We start from the raw sequence: 17,146 nt of genomic DNA on the forward strand, positions 1-17,146 counted from the left end.
ACCCAGTCCAATTGTGATCGGTTTTTCGATTACATTCGGCTTACGCGGTGCACCCAGTCCAATTGTGATCGGTTTTTCTTCGCTCCAGCATAATGAGCACGATTTTTCGCATACATCTGGCTCAATGACTTCACTCTTATAGTCCTTCAGGCCTCATCGCGCCCACTCTACCTTTTTAAATCTGACTCTGCATTAGTATATGGTCAGATTTAAACTAGTGGCAGGCTTAATTGTACTTCGTACAACTAGAACGCCTGATTTCAAACCAATTATTCGTTTAGATGTATTTCGTACATTTAAATTATCACTGTACCTTGATTCTCACACCTTCGGGCTGATTTAGTTGCACAGACTACAGGTATACGCTGCTCTTATGCCTTATGGCTGGTTTTAATTGTACATTCTACAGCTATCGTTGAATTGGGTCTTATTTCAGCTTGATTTACTCTAACACCGGAAGGGGATGGGAAGCCCTATGTTCAGATCGTTCGGCCGCAACATCCGCCTGGTCCTGGTGTTGTTCATTACGGTCTATATCTCTGCTTCAAGCTTCATTCTGTACCGCAATATGGAGCACAGGAGCATGGATATGCTCAGGCAGCTGTCTGTCCAGTACACCGGCCAGCAGCATAAGAATACACTGCTGTTCATGAACTGGCTGGAAGAGACCTCCAAGCTGATTTCCAATAATCAGGTGGTGCAGCAAGCGCTGAAGAAACCAGCGTATGACGGGGCCATTTCCCCGATACTGGAAGGTATACGTTCTTCCAGCAGTGATATACTCGGCATTTACATTTGGGGTGAAGCAGGCGTGGCTTATTCTTCCAGCAATGTGTCGGGACTGCTCCCGTTCACCGAGATTAAGAAGGACCCGGGAATGCAGCAATTCCTGGGAGCTCATGAGCAGACCTTACGCTGGACAGTCCTGAACCGGGAACAACTGATGAATGCGCCTACGGATCTACGTGACCGTCTGCTGCTTGAAGTGAAAATTCAGGAAGCGGGAGGACGGGTCCTCGGTCTGCTCTCCCTTGAAGTGGAGATTGGCAAGCTGTACAGCTTCTACCTGTCAGACAAGAATTCGATCTACGGGGAAAATGAGGTCTACCTGCTGAAGGAGGACGGGAAGCTGCTGATGGCAGCGGACATGCCTCCGGTGCGCCTTCAGGAAATCGGAGCAGCGCTGGCTACACCGGGAAAGAGCAGCCTGAACGAAACGGACTTCATGGTGCGCGAAACAGCCGGTGGCCTAATTCTGCTCTACCCGCTGCCCGATTCGGCTGATCAGATTGTCACCTATATCTCTGCGGACGGCATGAAGGCAGAGCTCCAGGCGTTCAAATATATAATGCTGGCATTGAACATCGCAGTATTCATATTGTTCTGGCTGCTGATCTCTATGCTGAGCAACAGTATTGTGAATCCGTTGAACCAGCTGTACCTGAAGATCAATTCAACGATGAAGGAGTAGGCGACACAAAAGAAATCTAGCTTCGATCCAAGCACATGCAGTACGGCGAACCGTATCGCAAGTAGGGGTGAGTTTTTTGCTGACTTTTTCGTGCAGAAATTGCAAGGTATTCATTTTTCATTTCCGATAAAATAACCTTGAAGGGAGGGAATACGATGGATTGGTTGGACTAGGATGAATAGTGCCATGGAATATATCGAAACAAATCTAGTGGACGCTATTTCATTTGATGATAGTGATATCAAAACTTCCATTTTTCGAAACGTGAATTTGCTTACTTGCTCTGGCGAATAAGCTTATTGCGTTTTTCCATCTTCCTCCATGTTTTCACGCGGTAAATGAAATGTAATTATTGTCTGCCATTTGAGGAAGGAGGATAAATTCATGTTTACCTATATAGGAAATGGTGCGTATTGTTATTCCAATTCCACTTCCATGCTTCTTGACACTGTCGGGGAAAGAATACCCGCGGAATCTATTGAAGTCTTGTCTGGCGTTGGACTTGGAGCGCTCTGGTTCAAAGAGGACAACATGGTATTCTTTTCGAACGGAGTTCCACATATCGGAGTAAGCAAGGCACTGGATATACTGGGATTCACCATTACCGAACATTCAAGCATAGATAGTTCAAATATTGAAGGAATACTTACAACTGCAATCAAACAACATCCAGTATTGCTAGGACCGTTGGATATGGGTTATTTAAGATATATGCCTAATCATAGTTATCTACATGGCTGCGATCATTATGTGCTGGCTTTTGGGATAGAGAATGGAGTGGTTAGACTCCATGACCCTGCAGGATATCCTTATGCAATGCTTCCAATGGAAGACTTGATAAAAGCAAGTAAAACAAGTCATCTTCAATACCGATTGTATCCACATGATATGACCTATCATTACTGGTGTGCCCCCAAACGAGTTAAGCACCCGAGTCATCAGGAAATATGCGTTGAGGCTATCCGGTATTTCAGACAAGTTTATAACGATATAGAAGGACAATACTCGGAACGTAACTGGTTAATAGGAAGTGATGCCATAGCAGAGTTAAAGAGATATATTCTGGGTGGCGATATTAACCCTAGTTTGCTGGGTCATTTGACACATTTTGCGTTTCAGGTAGGGGCAAGACGTGCATTGAACTTTAGCGAATTCTTCCGAGGTGAGAATGGTGGTTTAGCCGAAATTAAGCTGTTGCAGTCAGAAGTGTATGGCAGGTGCCACTCGCTGGCGGTAAACAGTGATTGGCTTATGATAGGTGAAGCTTTAAGTCATTTAGCAGAGCTAGAAATTAAGTTTCAAGAAGCTATATTCACCTAAAACCAGAGGCATTTAAATTTTGAGAATCATGACGATCTACAAAGGTAGTTGGAAAATATCTTTTAAAAAAGAGCCATCCTTTGCGGGATGGCTCTTAAACCTTGCCCCTTCAGCTATCGTGGTGAACCTTAACGCTGGGCAAGGTTCCCCCCTACCGAATAGGTACTGCTAAAACAACATGCAACAATTGATTCACTTTAAGGTGTTTCGTGATGCAGCCGCTATCCTCTAATAAATCAATGAGCTTGGGGAATTGGATATAATTCTCCTGAATAGCGAGCAGCATTTGGTCACTCGTCAGATGATGCAGGGCAAAACTCGAAACAATAAAATCAAATTTCCCGTCAAGGTACGGCAATGCCAGGAAATTGCCGCACTGCCCTGATATCATTTAGACAATTCCTTCTTCAAGCGGATGGTCACGGTGGTGCCTTGCCCGGGAGTGCTGGAGATGCTGAGTCCGTATTGGGGACCATATTCCAGCTTAATCCGTTCGTCCACATTACGCAGACCGTATCCGCTCTGAAACAGCACATCCTCTTTGGCCTGGCTGAGTGTGGCCCCATTTGCGAATCCGACGCCGTCATCGGTCACCGTGAACCGGATCTCTTCCCCCAGGAGCTCGCCCTTAATCCAGATCCGGCCTGCGCCGCGCTTCTCGCTGATGCCATGTTTTATCGCATTCTCGGCAATAGGCTGGAGAATCAGCTTCAATATGCGGACGCCTTGCAGAGATTCATCCATCTCATATTCAACTCCGAACTTATCCGGGAACCGCATTTGTTCGACCGTCACGAAGCTCTGCACCAGACGGATTTCCTCTTCGACCGTGACGAACTTGTCCCCTTTATGCAGGCTGATCCGAAAAAAGGTGGCCAGGGAGGAAATCAGCCGTTCAATGTCCGGCTGCTTTTTCAGCCGGGCAATCCAGGCAATCGCATCCAAGGTATTGTATAGAAAATGAGGATTAATCTGCGATTGAAGCGCAGTTAGTTCAGCCTTGCGCTGCTTTTCCTTCTCCTCATCCTTCTCCAGCATCAATTGGCTGATCCGCTCCACCATTTGGTAATAGCTGTTCTCCAGTTGGCTAATCTCATCAACTTGTCCCCGCGGGTCATAGACAGCAGCCAGATCTTTTTTGCCAAAGAGCCCCAGCTTCTTCTTCAAATTCAGCAGCGGGCGGGTAATCTGCGCTGCCAGATAGAAGGACAGCAGTAGCAGTACAATGAAGGTTACACTGGCGAACAGGAGCGCATTGCGGTTGCCCTTGACGATTCCCGCGAACAGCTTGTGGCTGGAGATCACGCTGGTGAATTCCCAGCTGACCCCAAGGCTCGCCAGCCGGGGATTCAGCGGATAGGTCGCAATGATATAAGTGTTGCCATTCTCCGACCAGGTGCGGTAGCCTTCTTCCTTACCCGGACGAATCGGGGCGCTCTCCTCCAGATAATTGCCCAGCAGCCGTTTGTCCGGATGGGAAACAATCCGGTTGCCGGACGTCAGGAAGGAGTAGCCGATGCCTGTGAAGCTGGAGGAATACAGCGCCGCCAAGGCCGACTCTCTGACATAAATAATCACGACACCGATATTCTGCCCCGTATTGAAGTTGCGGAACTGCTGTCCGAAGGGAATGTAGGCATTGCCTTCGCCATCGCGTTTGATCTCACCGACCACAGGCATACTGCTCTCCTGAATACGCTTGATGAACAGGGCCTCAGGTACCTCCAGCATCTGCTGCTTGGTCTGGTAAGAATAGAGCACATTGTCATTGGTATGGATGATAACATTGCCTGCCAGGTCATTATCGGCCAGCATATCGTCAATAATGGTTCCAATCCGCAATTCCTTGTCTGCCGCCGGGAGGTGGTCATTATTGATGATCTGATAGATATCACTGTTCACCAGAAACCGCAGGAACAGCATCTGGATGTCATCGGCCATCAGCTCCACGCTCAGTCCAATCTGGCGCTGCGTCTGAACGACATGGCGGTACAAGTCTTTTTGCAGATAGGTATAGGAGTAGAAATTGAAAATAACCAGCATCAGCACCAGATGCAGAGACAAGCCCGCTAACAGAATAATCACAATCCGGCCCTTGATCTTGAACCGCCGCAGCCGGGAATTCATCCATTTCTCCAAATTCGGCTTAACCATAGGTTTTCGCATATTCACTTGGCGGGATACCGGTCATTTTTTTGAAGATCTGGCTGAAATACTTGGAATCGGTAAAGCCGACCTGATTGCCCACCTCATAGACCCGGTACATCGGATTACGCAGCATACGCTTGGCTTCCTCGATGCGGTATTCCGTCAGACATTCGTAGAAGGTCTTATTCAGATCCTTGCGGAACAGATGCATCAGATGGGTCGGACTCACAAATACCGCCGAAGCGACCCGTTCAACGGTAATATTCCCGGCATAATGCTCCCGGATAAAAGCGAGCGCTTCCCTGATTTCACGCCGGCAGCGCATTCCGGCCTCTTCCTCGGCATACAGCACGCGTTCAACACCAGTTAAGGCCCGCTGTGCGGCAAGTACAGCCTGCCGGTACGAGTCTGCGATTCTGTGCCAATCTCCTTCAGGCTTGCCAATACCTATACAGAGCGGCTGCCCGAAGTGCTGCTGGCTCCATTCGGACAGCTGTTTGCCCAAGCTGCGGGCAGCATCACCGGCAGTGTTGATATCTCTGGTTCTGAGTACCATAACCCACTCCAGATGGCTGTCCCGGAAGAGGCAAAGCTGCTCCAAAGAATGCGCTTCCACGAAGTCCGCTGCGGCATCCTCCAGTGCTCCCGTTGCCTCGGCCGTCCGCTCCATGCCATTGTCGGGAGGGAAGGCGAGAGATAGAGGCATGACAGCCTCTCCAGGTGCGAGCTCAAGGTTCAACAGCTTCAGCTTACCGGCTACAAATGCCTCATCCTGCAATTGGCCGTGCAGCAGATCCTGCCAGAATTGCTTGGAGATCGAAGCGATTTCCCCGTTCAGCTGGGAATACCGCTTGGAATGCAGCTTCTTCTCCAGAATTTCTGTGCCGACACAGCGTACCGTATCTGCGAGTTCTTCTATATTAATGGGCTTCAGCAAATAAGTGGAAGCTCCATAACGGAGAGCTGCCTGCGCATATTGAAATTCATCATAGCCGCTAAGGACGACAATGCCCACCAGCATGTCCTGTTCGCGGATTTGCTCTATAAGCTCCAGACCATTCATGAACGGCATGCGGATATCCGTAATAATCACATCCGGGCGGTGCTGGAGGGCGAGCTCCAGGCCTTCTTCGCCATTGCTGGCTTCTCCAATGATCTCAACGCCGTATTCTGCCCAATCTATAGTTTGTGTGATGCCCATACGTACCAGGTATTCGTCATCGACTACAAGCGCTTTCAACATTAGCTTTCACCCCGTAGTAGTTTTCTGTGTCTTACAGTCAGTATAAACATGAATGGTCTTTTAGAGTAGCCGTAAATAATCAGGTAGTCAGGATCGCAAACCGTTTCACAGGATTCCATCCTAACTTTCGTAAAATACACTGTGATAGACTTTAAGCGTGAATAAGCAGTAAGCGCTTTTATAGATGAAAGACTATCGAAATTGAACGCTTCAGGAGGAGTTACGTCATGCAAGATCCATTTATTCCATTCGGGTTTCAATATTACCGTTCCCCAACCCCCTTCAAGGACCAATGGGAACAAGACCTCGGCAATATTGCCGGGCAGGGGTTCAATTGTGTGAAGTATTGGGTGCAGTGGCGGTCCAGTGTCTCCAGGGAAGGGACATTCGTGTTCGATGATATTCAGGAGCTGATGGATATAGCTCACCGGAAGGGGCTGAAGGTCATTTTGAATGTGATTTTCGACGTAGCTCCGGCCTGGTTCTACAGAAAATATCCAGATTCCAAAATGGTCACGGCTGACGGTTCCATTCTTGAGCCAAGAGCAATTAACTGCCGCCAGATTGGCGGAGCGCCCGGACCTTGCTATCATCATGCGCCAGCCGCTGCGGAGAAGGCACGCTTTCTGGAGGAGACCGTCAAGGCCTTCAAAGATCATCCGGCGCTTTGGGTCTGGGATTTGTGGAATGAGCCGGAGCTGACTACGGGGATTAAGCGTAAGCTGTCTTTTGACAACCAGGTCTGTTATTGCAAGCATTCGATTCCGGCATTTCATGACTGGCTGATCCATAAATATGGTTCTCTGGAAGCACTCAACGAATCGTGGCAGCGGACTTACGGGGACTGGGAGGAAGTGGAGGCACCGCGGGGCCAAGGCGTCTTCAACGATCTGATAGATTGGCGGCTGTTCATGTCGGACACCCTGACGGAGGAGCTGCGGAGCCGGGTACAAGTGGTGAAGTCGCTGGATGTGCAGCATCCGGTTATGGCTCATACGGTACCGGCGCCAATCTTCAATATGATTACGGCCGGTTCGGATGACTTCAAGCTGGCAGAGCCCTGTGATCTGACAGGCAACAGCCTGGGGTCTTCGGCGTGGTCGGCTGATCTGCTGATCTCGGCTGCCAAGGGCAAACCGATTATTAACTCGGAAATTCACGCGCTGCCGGGCAATACAGCGATGAAGCCGCGCCAGCCGGATCTTCTGGAGATGAAACGGCATATTCTGACCCCGCTTGCCCGCGGCATCACCGGATATCTGTTCTGGCAATACAGGCCAGAGATATTGGGTCAGGAAGCTCCGGCCTGGGGCAGTGTCTATCTGGACGGCAGCGCTACGCCCTGGTACAAGGACATGGCACAGCTTAACAAGCTGGTACAGGACAACAAGCGGGAGCTGATGCTGGCCAAACGCCGCGGGGACGGGATTGCCATTCTGTTCAGCCCGGAGAATCAGATTGCCAACTTCGCAGCGCATGATCATCTGGATACCTACAACGACTCCATACAAGGAGCCCATAAGCTGCTGCATGAGCTTAATTATAAAGTAGAGTTCCTGCATGAGTTTGATGTTACAGAGGAGTCACTGAAGCCATACCGCTGCCTGTGGATGCCTTATCCGCTCTACCTGAGCCGCAAATTGTGCGCCATCCTGCGTGTGTGGGTGGAGAACGGCGGAATTCTGATCTCGGAATGCTCCTTCGGTGCTCTTCAGGCAGAGAATGGCTGTCACAGCTATAACGTTCCGGGATACGGATTCGATCAAGTGTTCGGCGTCCGCGAGACCTGGATTCATTCCGCCGAGAATCTGGATCACAGCTATCATCAGGTTGCCTTCGAATCCCGGACGGAGATTCCGCTGCGGAATGTGATGGGGCATAGCGGGGAAGAAGAGCCTGCCGCAAGCGATCTGGCTCATGGCTCCTATTACAAATCGGATATCGGGCTGGAAGCACATGTGAAGGTGCTGGCTCAATTTACCGAAGACCTCATGCCTGCCTTAACCTGCGCCGATTACGGCACCGGACGCGCTGTGTGGGTGGGCACTTTGCTTGCGGCTGCCTATTGGAAGGATGAGCATCCCGGTACGCTTCAGCTGGTACGGGATCTGCTGCAGCAGGAGCTGAAGCTGGAGACTTATGTGCAGGCAAGCGGTAAAGTCCGTGCGGATCTGTCCGAATGGGGCGAAGGAACGGACCGGGGCGCATTTCTATATGTGCACAATGAAGGGCAAGAAGAGACCACGACTGAAATTAAGCTGCGTGCTGTGTATACCTCAGCCGAACCCTGGTTCACCTGCGGCCACGTGGAAATTCGGCCGACGTACAGGAAGGAGCCTGCAACAACCCGCCTGACTGTACAGATGCAAGCCGGGGATATTCAGGTATTCCGCTTAACTTAGGGCGGCAGAGGTACTGACAGATATTATAGAGCCGGCCGGTGCGATCCGGCTTAAGGAGTGTATTGGTATGAAGTTATTAGATTATGTTAATCCCATGCAGGGAACAGAATCGGATTTCCGGTATTCCAACGGCAACACACTGCCGCTTACAGCAATGCCGTTCGGTATGGCAGCCTGGTGCCCGCAAACTCATGAAGCGGGCGGCACCTGGTTCTTCCATCCCCGTCACCGCCACCTGGAGGGCATCCGCCTGACCCATCAGCCCAGTCCCTGGATCGGGGACTATGGACATCTGACGCTGTTGCCGCAGAGCGGGCCGCTGCTGCTCAGCCCCGGCGCACGCTCCTCCTCCTTCAAACCTGGGGAGATGCAGGTCTCCCCCCACTATTTCAGTGTACACTTACAGCGTTACCGGACCCGGCTGGAGCTGACGCCCACCGAACGCTGTGCAGCGCTGAGAATAACTTATGATGAGCCGCACCAGAGCAGGCTGATTATAGCGCCGCTGAAGGGGGAGTCACATTTTGTCTTCCAACCGGAGACACGCCGAATTACCGGCTATACCAGAGGCCATACCGCCGGGGTTCCCGATAATTTCGCCATGTATTTCGTCTTCCAGTTCGATACAGACCTGATCATGGAGGAGTCGGGAATCTTCGATGGAGAGTATCAGCCGTTAGGGACGTATGAGGGAACAGGAGAACGGCTGGGTGCCTATGCAGGATTAGCCCTGCCGGAATCCGGCGTAGCAGGGGTCAAGTGCGGCACCTCCTTCATCAGCGGGGAGCAGGCTCTGTTGAATCTGGAACGGGAGATTGGTGAATGCAGCTTCGGGGAGATCTTAAGTACAGCAGAGGCAGGCTGGGAGGAACGGCTCAGCCGGATTACGGTAGAAAGCGCAGATGAAGAGAATCTCCGCACCTTTTACAGCTGCATGTACAGGGTCTGCCTGTTCCCCAGAACATGGCATGAATATAACGAGCAGAGCGAACAGATTCATTACAGTCCATTTAACGGCAGCATTTGCCAAGGTCCAATGTATTCAGATATCGGACTGTGGGATGTATACCGTACGAGCCTCCCGCTGTACAGCGTTCTGTTCCCAACTCTACTGGGCGAGATTATGCAGGCGTGGACGCTGGCTTATGAAGAGAACGGCTGGCTGCCGAAGTGGCTGTCTCCGGGTGAACGCAGTGCGATGCCCGGGACGCTGATTGATGCGGCGGCTGCGGATGCCATTGTCAAGGGAATCGGGGGCTTCGATGCGGAGCTGTTGTATGAAGGCCTGCTGAAGCACGCGGACCATCCGGCTGCGGATGAGAGACTGGGCAGACGCGGACTTGAATTATATTTACAGTATGGCTATCTGCCGCATGACCGGTTCCATGAAAGTGTAAGCAATACACTCGATTATGTGTACGGGGATTTCTGTATTGCCCAGATTGCCAGAACACTTGGCAAGATGGATGACTATGAGCGCTTCATGAGCCGTGCACAGAATTACAAGCAGTTATTTGATCCGGAAGTCGGATTCATGAGAGGCCGTAACGAGGACGGGACCTGGCAAGAGGCCTTTGATCCTCTGCAATGGGGCGATCCCTTCTGTGAGGGCGGTGCCTGGCAGGGGAGCTGGGCGGTCCCCCATGACTTCCCGGGGCTGGCCGGACTGATGGGCGGAGAGCAGGCATTCGTCCGTAGGCTGGACCAGCTCATGGCTGAAGAGCCGGTATTCAAAGTGGGCTCCTATGGACAGGAAATCCATGAAATGTCGGAGATGGCTTCAGCCGGACTCGGGCAATTTGCCATCAGCAATCAGCCCAGCTTCCACATCCCATATCTATTCTCCAGACTCGGGGCGTTGCCCACAACACAGTACTGGGTCCGCACAACCATGGCTGGACAGTTCAGCAGCAGGATGGACGGGTTGCCCGGCGATGAGGATAACGGCAGCCTGGGGGCCTGGTATATTTGGAGTGCCCTCGGCCTGTATCCGCTCAGTCCCGGAATTCCTGAGTACGTACTCGGCAGCCCCCTGTTTGACAAGGTTACTATCCAGCTTGACAACGGGCGGCAATGGGTCATTGAAGCGGAGAATAATAGTCCCGCCAATGTATATAGTGCATCGGTTCACTGGAACGGTAAGCCATGGGAGCATCACTCCTTGCCGCATGACGAGATTATGAGAGGCGGAGTCTTAAGCTTCAATATGGTTCCGGGGCCTGCCCCGCTATAAGAACCAGTCAAGGCAGTCCGGATATTCCAGGCTGCCTTTGTCCTACCTTATAGACCCTTCCAGCTAAGGAAGGAAGAACCAGATACTGCTGTCAAATCGTGAAATGGCAAACCATTTCGCAGGTTTCACACCTGTCTTTTCATGAGCAATCTGTCTAATATCGAAGGTGTTGAAAGCGCTTAACAGAAAAGCGGGGAGGAGAGATCAACCCATGGCTCAAAGGTTTCATTCCAAAAGGAAAGTGCTCACCACTGTTCTGGCTGCATTGATCGCCGGAAGTCTGATAATGATTGGAGCAATGAGCACGGCAACGCCCGATGAAGCAGCTCCGCTTCTGATCGTCAATGGCCGGGAGGCCACCACCGCTGAGTTCAACTGGCATCTTCAGCTGAACCGGGCGCTTACTGCCGATTATTTCATGCAGACTTATAATGCCGGTTATTCGGAGGACTTCTGGCTGACCGATTATAACGGCGAGATTCCGCTGCAACGATGGATCAGGGACGCTCAGACTCAGCTATTGACCAAGCAAGCAGAGCTGCAGCTTGCAGAGGAAGCTGGAGTGATATCAGACATCAGCTTTGAGGCATTCCTGATTGGAATGGAGCGCGAAAATATACGGCGGAGTCAGGCGGCAGTGAACAAGGAGGTGGTGTACGGTCCTAAGCATCTGGATGGACAGGCTTACTACAGCTATTACATGAGCAATCTTGAGGATGCAACGATTGATGCGATGCGCCGTAATGGCTCCATCGTCATCACTGCTGAACAGGAGAGACTGGAATACGAAGCCAATCTGGCTGCGAAATATTCCAGGCAGGGAACTATCCGTCTGGAATGGGTGACGCTGCCCTACGGACCGGAATCCGAATACAAAGATCAGAGCGGGGCCATGGACAGAATGCAAGACCTCCAGGCAACAGTACTGGCCGGAACAGAATCGACAGGAACCGAACTTACCGGAACAACGCTCCGTGAACAGGCGGACAAGATTGGAGTCTATGCCCGCGAGCTAACCGTTACCAGCACCTCACGGCGGACAGCAGCGCTGGAGAATCCAATGGTGTTACTTGCTGCGGAGCAGCTTGCACAGGGACAGATGAGTAGCTTGATTACGGAGAACGGGGCTGTCCACCTCCTGTACTGCCTGTCCGAAGCTGAGCCGGAAGTTCTGCCGTTCGATCAGGTTAAGGATAAGATTGCACAGGATCTGGCACAGCAGAAGTTCAGAGCTCTTGTGGATCACAAGCGGTCCGAAGCCGTCGTGGAGTGGAATAAGCAAATGGCTGAGGATCTGGCACAGCAGGCGATTCAATAACAATCTAAGGAGGAATTACGCAATAATGTTGAAAAAACTGATAATAACCATACTTGCTCTGGTGATGATCTGCACGGCGATGCTCCCCGCAATGGGTGTTTCTGCCCATACAGAAGAGACGGTGACCAATGAGTTCTCGGCCCTTCCGGCAGCGGAGTTACGCTCGGAGAATTGGGTGATTGACAGCAGCAACCCTCAATTCTTCAGCGGAGATGCTGACAGAATGGTCAGGACCTCAATGGATGCCGGATATGCAGTCTATCCAATGACAGGCATCCAATCGTTCTCGCTTCAAACGTATTATTTCTCCGGCTCAACCGCCGTAGTCAAGTTCTACGGATCAAAGGATGCCGCAGACTGGACGGAGCTTCCGGCCGTCAATGACAGCCCGGCGGCGACCGGTTCGGGCTGGTACGGAACCATGTATACACCGTCAGGAGCACTGCCGGATGGTGTTAATTACCTCAAAATTGAAGTCAGCGGCGATCTCGATACCTGGATGACGCAGCTCGGCAGCCTTAATCTCTCCAATGTATCCTTAGCTCCGCTAACGTTGAACGATGAGCTGGACGATGTCTCACAGCTCTCCGCATACAGCGATAACTGGACCATGGATACGAGCAATCCCGATTATTTTGGCGGAGATGCTTCCCGGGCGGTAAGAACGGCAGAATCTGCTGAATTTATCGTATACCATCTGCATAACCTGCAGTCCTTCAAAGCCCGCCTGCATTCCTTTGCCGGCTCCAGCGGGAGCATCAAGTTCTACGGTTCGGCGGATGCCTCAGTCTGGGCGGAGCTATCCGCTGTTCAAGATGCTCCCCAGTCCACAGGTGACGGAGCTTGGACAGGAAGCAATTATACGCCTGCAGCGGTTATTCCACCCGGTATTCATTATCTGAAAATCGAACTAAGTGACGATTCCGCTCCCTGGCAGATGCAGCTAGGCTCGGTCTCCTTATCCAATAGAGTGCAGGGAGGCGGCGGAAGCAGCGGAGGAGACGGGGATTATTATGTCGATGCCCTTACAGGCAGCGACAGTAATGACGGGCGAACACCGGAGACGGCGTGGAAGACGTTTAGCGTAGTCAATCAGACTACCTTTGAAGCCGGGGACCGGATCTTGCTGAAGAAGGGCGGAATCTGGAACGAACAATTATATCCCAAAGGCAGTGGAATGGACGAGAAACTGATCACTATCGGTGCATACGGCACCGGAAGCAAGCCGGTTATTAATGGCGGCGGTATGGCTGGCGGGGCCGTGTACTTACGCAATGCCTCGAATTGGATGATCAGGGATCTGGAGGTTACCAATTATGCCTCCGAGAGAGGGACGGTCTACCGCGAAGGTATTATGGTAGAGAACGCCAATGGAGGAATCTTAAGAAATATACACATTAAGGATAACTATGTGCATGATGTATCCAGCAGCTTCCGCTATCCTACCGTATCCGGGGCCGAAGGAGGTCCACATGCGTTCGGCGGTATCTCTGTATATGTCGGAGGAACAACGGGTACAGACAAGTTCGACGGGGTATGGATCGAAGGCAACACGGTGGAACGGATCGGGCGTACCGGGATTGTGGTATGGGATCAGCGGTTCAACGGAACGGATTATGCTACGGTCAATGTCACCATCCGCGGGAACTATGTTAAGCAGGCGGACAGTGACGGCATTCTCACCTTTGGTGTGAATGGGGGATTGATTGAACATAACATTGCAGAGGAAGGAGGGAACTATTCCGAGGAAGGTGAATTTAACGGCTCCGCCGCGATCTGGCCGACCCGGGGCCGGAATAACGTTGTACAGTTCAATGAGTCCTTCAACACGAACAAGCCGGAAGGCGACGGCCAGGGCTTCAATCTGGATATTGATACCATAGACAGTGTGGTTCAATATAATTACAGCCATGGCAACAAAGGCGGATTCATGCTTTTCGTCGATGCGCGTTTGACTCCGGGGGTGCTGACAGGCTCCTCTAACAATGTGGTACGCTACAATATCAGCCAAAATGATCTGACGCACACCTTCAACTTCGCGGGCGGGGTTACGCCGGATACACAAATCTATAATAATACGATCTATATAGGAGCAGGGCAAAACACCAGAATTATCGACCATGAATGGGATGACGGCGGCAATATCAATGCTCCCTATTCCTTCAAGAATAATCTGGTCTACAATCTTGGACAGGGAGGGTATAACCTGCCGGGTGTGAACGGTACCTTCGATCATAATCTGCTGTATGGCAATCACCCTGCAAGTGAGCCGGAGAATGCTAATTCCATCACAGCGAATCCGCTGCTTGTCGCCCAAGGCAGCGGCGGTACCGGCTGGAATACAGTGGACGGCTACAAGCTGAGAGACAACTCGCCTGCACTCGGGGCCGGAGCTGTTATTGCCGACAATGGCGGACTGGATTACTGGGGCAATGCCGTGTCAGCAGATGCTCCGCCGAATATCGGAGCGTATAACGGTCCCGGACTTGATCCGGCAACGCTGCCTGAAGCACCCATAGATGATCTGAGGCTGTATTATGAAGGCCTGAAGATTGTCCCGCATATTAAGGACGGAAGCGGCGGCGGGATATCGCTTCAGCTTCAATTCACGAACAGTTCGGCCGCAGACCCTCTGGTCATTAAGAAGATTACCTGGTCTATCGGTGAAGGCAAAGAGCAGATTACCGGCAGCGAATCGAAGTTGCCTGAGATCGCACCGGGCAGCCAATTCCCTTATTCCATTCCACTGCCGGGATTCTCTGAAGGCGTGAAGTATCCTCTGGAGCTGACCGTTGATCTGGAGGGTTACGAGGATGTCCACGTGAAGCGGAATATAGATATTAACCGGATGCCGAACCAGTCGGACACAAGCACTCCGGCGCTGATTGATCTTGCGGACGGAACGCCCCTACTGACGGATTACACTGGTGTTGATGATCTCAGTGGAACCGCGCAGCTGCGCTGGGATAAAGATCAATTGTATTTGACAGCCGATATCCGTGATGATGTCTTCACTCATAAGGCTTCCGGGATTAATATCTGGCAGAATGACAGCATCCAGTTCAGCCTTGCTCCCGGTGTACCGGGAGACAGCCAGTCCTGGTATGAATACGGGATCTCTCAGACACCGGAGGGTCCGCAGATTTACCGCTGGCTGTCCATGAAGGGGGCTGCCACTGGAGTATTGACCACAGGAACGCTCAAGGTGACCAGAGATGAGCAGAATAAGGTAACCTCCTATGCCCTGGCACTGCCCTGGAGCGAAGTCAGCCCGGTCCGGCCAGCGGCGGGTGAAGTCTTAAGCTTCTCGATGCTGGTCAATGATAATGACGGAGCAGGCCGCAAGGGTTATATCGAATGGGGCTCAGGCATTGGCGGTGTGAAGGACCCGACTCTATTCCGCACCTTTCAGCTGATGAATACCAGCGGGGAAGAAGAGCCGGAGCTGAGCAGCAATGCCGATTTGAGCCGGTTGAGTATTGACGGTACAGATATCTCAGGGTTCGGGCAGGATAAGCTGAATTACACCATCAGCCTCCCTTTTTCCAAGACTGAGGTGAATGTAACGGGGACGCCTGCTCATGCCGGGGCCACCGTGACAGTAACAGGCGGGAGCGGGCTTCAGGTAGGAGACAACAGGATTGATGTCAAAGTGACTGCTGCCGACGGAACTACTTCCAAGACTTACACCGTAAATGCGGTTCGGAGGGGGGACAACGCGGGGACGGATACGCCTGAACCTACGCCCGGCAACAATAACGGCAACAATAATAATAACAGCGGCGGAAGCAGTGAAGGTACTCCCGGCACAGTAGGTGGTGAGATCATTACTCATTCACCGGGACTCCTTCAGGTACAAGCTGAACCGGGAGCCGATGGAATCATTCACGCGCAGCTTCGGGACGGAGAGATCCGGCAAGCCATGGATGGTGTGCAGAGCGGAGCACTGGTGCTTAAGCTGGCAGCAGAGAATGCTAAGACCAAAGGAAGTGCTTTTCAACTACCGGTTAAAGAGCTGAAGGATCATGTAACCTCGCTGACCATACAAGCTGGCGGAGTGACCTTAACGATTCCCGTGGCTTCTCTGGTAGATAGTATTCCTGAGGGTTCCCAAAAGCTGGAGCTTTCCGTTCATGTTGCAGATGCTTCACAGCAGCCCGCGGACATGAATAAGCAATGGGCAACGTATTCCTTACACCGGGTCTCTCTGACCGTGGACGGACAGCAAATAGAAAGACTACGCGGGTCTGCATCCATGAAGGTATCCGTTGCACACAACTTGAAGCCGGGAGAAGCGTCGCATCAAGCTATCGCCTATTCCGTCACTGGTGGAGGGCAAACCGAAGTGATTAAGAACTCTAAATATGTAGCAGGAGCAGGCGGCATTACATTTACAACACCAAATTTCGGCCTCTATGTCACTGCCAATGCAGGGGTTCACTTCTCCGATACGGACTCTAGTAACTCCATCATCCTGGAGGCATTGGCTGCTCGTGGCCTGGTTCGCGGTACAGGGGAGGGCAAATATGAACCTGACCGGCAGATCACAAGGGCAGAATTCATTCAACTGCTGGTATCCGCACTGGAACTTCAAGGAGGGAATAACCAAGGGGAGTTCAAGGATGTCACTCCAGGTGCCTGGTACTACCAAGCCGTTACTACGGCTCAGGCTTTAGGTGTTGTTAACGGGCGGAGCGAGGACTTCTTCGGTGCAATGGAGCCGGTTACCCGCCAGGAGATCGCTGTTATGTTGTTCCGCGCTATGCGTCTGAACGGACCGCAGCCGGAGGCTTCCAGCCCTGCCGCGTCCTTTACGGATCACAAGCAAATCGGAGCGTACGCTCTGGAAGCAGTTAACTATCTGCGGCAGACAGGTATCATCAAGGGCTATGGTGACGGTACTTACAAACCGCAGGGTTTGACCACGCGTGAAGAGGCTGCAGCGGTAATATACAGAATCATGGGATTGTGATTTCATTCTAGTGGAGGCTGCCGGGATTTCCCGGCGGTC

9 protein-coding genes are annotated in these 17,146 nt (G+C 51.8%); 6 read left to right on the forward strand and 3 right to left on the reverse strand.

Features of this window, described 5'->3' with window-relative positions:
- The first annotated feature begins 475 nt into the window (after nt 1-475).
- Both C173_RS15035 and C173_RS15040 read left to right on the forward strand, forming a co-directional pair.
- A complete protein-coding gene (locus tag C173_RS15035; RefSeq protein WP_036726111.1) occupies nt 476-1,471 on the forward strand; it encodes a hypothetical protein in 996 nt (331 codons plus the stop codon).
- A 384-nt stretch (nt 1,472-1,855) separates the two neighbouring features.
- Nucleotides 1,856-2,791 carry a hypothetical protein gene (locus C173_RS15040; protein WP_036726113.1) on the forward strand — a complete coding sequence of 312 codons (936 nt, stop codon included), beginning with the start codon at nt 1,856-1,858 and terminating at the stop codon, nt 2,789-2,791.
- A gap of 151 nt (nt 2,792-2,942) precedes the next feature.
- Here C173_RS15040 and C173_RS15045 read toward each other — a convergent pair whose 3' ends face one another.
- Genes C173_RS15045 through C173_RS15055 form a run of 3 tightly spaced genes read right to left on the reverse strand, consistent with a single transcriptional unit; the run spans nt 2,943 to nt 6,182 of the window.
- Complete coding sequence (locus C173_RS15045) at nt 2,943-3,182, reverse strand: class I SAM-dependent methyltransferase (protein ID WP_036726115.1); 240 nt, start codon at nt 3,180-3,182, stop codon at nt 2,943-2,945.
- Nucleotides 3,179-4,945 (reverse strand): cache domain-containing sensor histidine kinase, encoded by a 1,767-nt coding sequence (locus C173_RS32885; RefSeq protein ID WP_235191901.1) that lies wholly within the window; start codon nt 4,943-4,945, stop codon nt 3,179-3,181. The genes C173_RS15045 and C173_RS32885 overlap by 4 nt, the downstream gene beginning before the upstream one ends.
- Complete coding sequence (locus C173_RS15055; protein WP_036726116.1) at nt 4,938-6,182, reverse strand: response regulator; 1,245 nt, start codon at nt 6,180-6,182, stop codon at nt 4,938-4,940. The genes C173_RS32885 and C173_RS15055 overlap by 8 nt, the downstream gene beginning before the upstream one ends.
- Before the next feature lie 227 nt (nt 6,183-6,409).
- Here C173_RS15055 and C173_RS15060 point away from each other — a divergent pair, with 227 nt between their 5' ends.
- The 4 genes from C173_RS15060 to C173_RS15075 all read left to right on the forward strand — a co-directional run bounded on the left by C173_RS15060 (nt 6,410) and on the right by C173_RS15075 (nt 17,107).
- Nucleotides 6,410-8,584 carry a beta-galactosidase gene (locus C173_RS15060; protein ID WP_036726117.1) on the forward strand — a complete coding sequence of 725 codons (2,175 nt, stop codon included), beginning with the start codon at nt 6,410-6,412 and terminating at the stop codon, nt 8,582-8,584.
- A gap of 67 nt (nt 8,585-8,651) precedes the next feature.
- On the forward strand, nt 8,652-10,817 hold the full coding sequence (locus C173_RS15065) for a GH92 family glycosyl hydrolase (RefSeq protein WP_051478071.1): 2,166 nt from the start codon (nt 8,652-8,654) through the stop codon (nt 10,815-10,817).
- Nucleotides 10,818-11,028: 211 nt separating this feature from the next.
- Nucleotides 11,029-12,135 (forward strand): peptidylprolyl isomerase, encoded by a 1,107-nt coding sequence (locus tag C173_RS15070; RefSeq protein ID WP_036726119.1) that lies wholly within the window; start codon nt 11,029-11,031, stop codon nt 12,133-12,135.
- Nucleotides 12,136-12,160: 25 nt separating this feature from the next.
- On the forward strand, nt 12,161-17,107 hold the full coding sequence (locus C173_RS15075) for an S-layer homology domain-containing protein (RefSeq protein WP_036726120.1): 4,947 nt from the start codon (nt 12,161-12,163) through the stop codon (nt 17,105-17,107).
- Nucleotides 17,108-17,146 lie beyond the last annotated feature (39 nt).

The organism is Paenibacillus sp. FSL R7-277, assembly GCF_000517965.1.
Lineage (GTDB): Bacteria > Bacillota > Bacilli > Paenibacillales > Paenibacillaceae > Paenibacillus_AQ > Paenibacillus_AQ silagei.

Bases quoted from the DNA above. Each gene is read 5' to 3' on its own strand.
- C173_RS15035 (WP_036726111.1), top strand. From the start codon at position 476: ATGTTCAGATCGTTCGGCCGCAACATCCGCCTGGTCCTGGTGTTGTTC.
- C173_RS15040 (WP_036726113.1), top strand. From the start codon at position 1,856: ATGTTTACCTATATAGGAAATGGTGCGTATTGTTATTCCAATTCCACT.
- C173_RS15045 (WP_036726115.1), bottom strand. From the start codon at position 3,182: ATGATATCAGGGCAGTGCGGCAATTTCCTGGCATTGCCGTACCTTGAC.
- C173_RS32885 (WP_235191901.1), bottom strand. From the start codon at position 4,945: ATGGTTAAGCCGAATTTGGAGAAATGGATGAATTCCCGGCTGCGGCGG.
- C173_RS15055 (WP_036726116.1), bottom strand. From the start codon at position 6,182: ATGTTGAAAGCGCTTGTAGTCGATGACGAATACCTGGTACGTATGGGC.
- C173_RS15060 (WP_036726117.1), top strand. From the start codon at position 6,410: ATGCAAGATCCATTTATTCCATTCGGGTTTCAATATTACCGTTCCCCA.
- C173_RS15065 (WP_051478071.1), top strand. From the start codon at position 8,652: ATGAAGTTATTAGATTATGTTAATCCCATGCAGGGAACAGAATCGGAT.
- C173_RS15070 (WP_036726119.1), top strand. From the start codon at position 11,029: ATGGCTCAAAGGTTTCATTCCAAAAGGAAAGTGCTCACCACTGTTCTG.
- C173_RS15075 (WP_036726120.1), top strand. From the start codon at position 12,161: ATGTTGAAAAAACTGATAATAACCATACTTGCTCTGGTGATGATCTGC.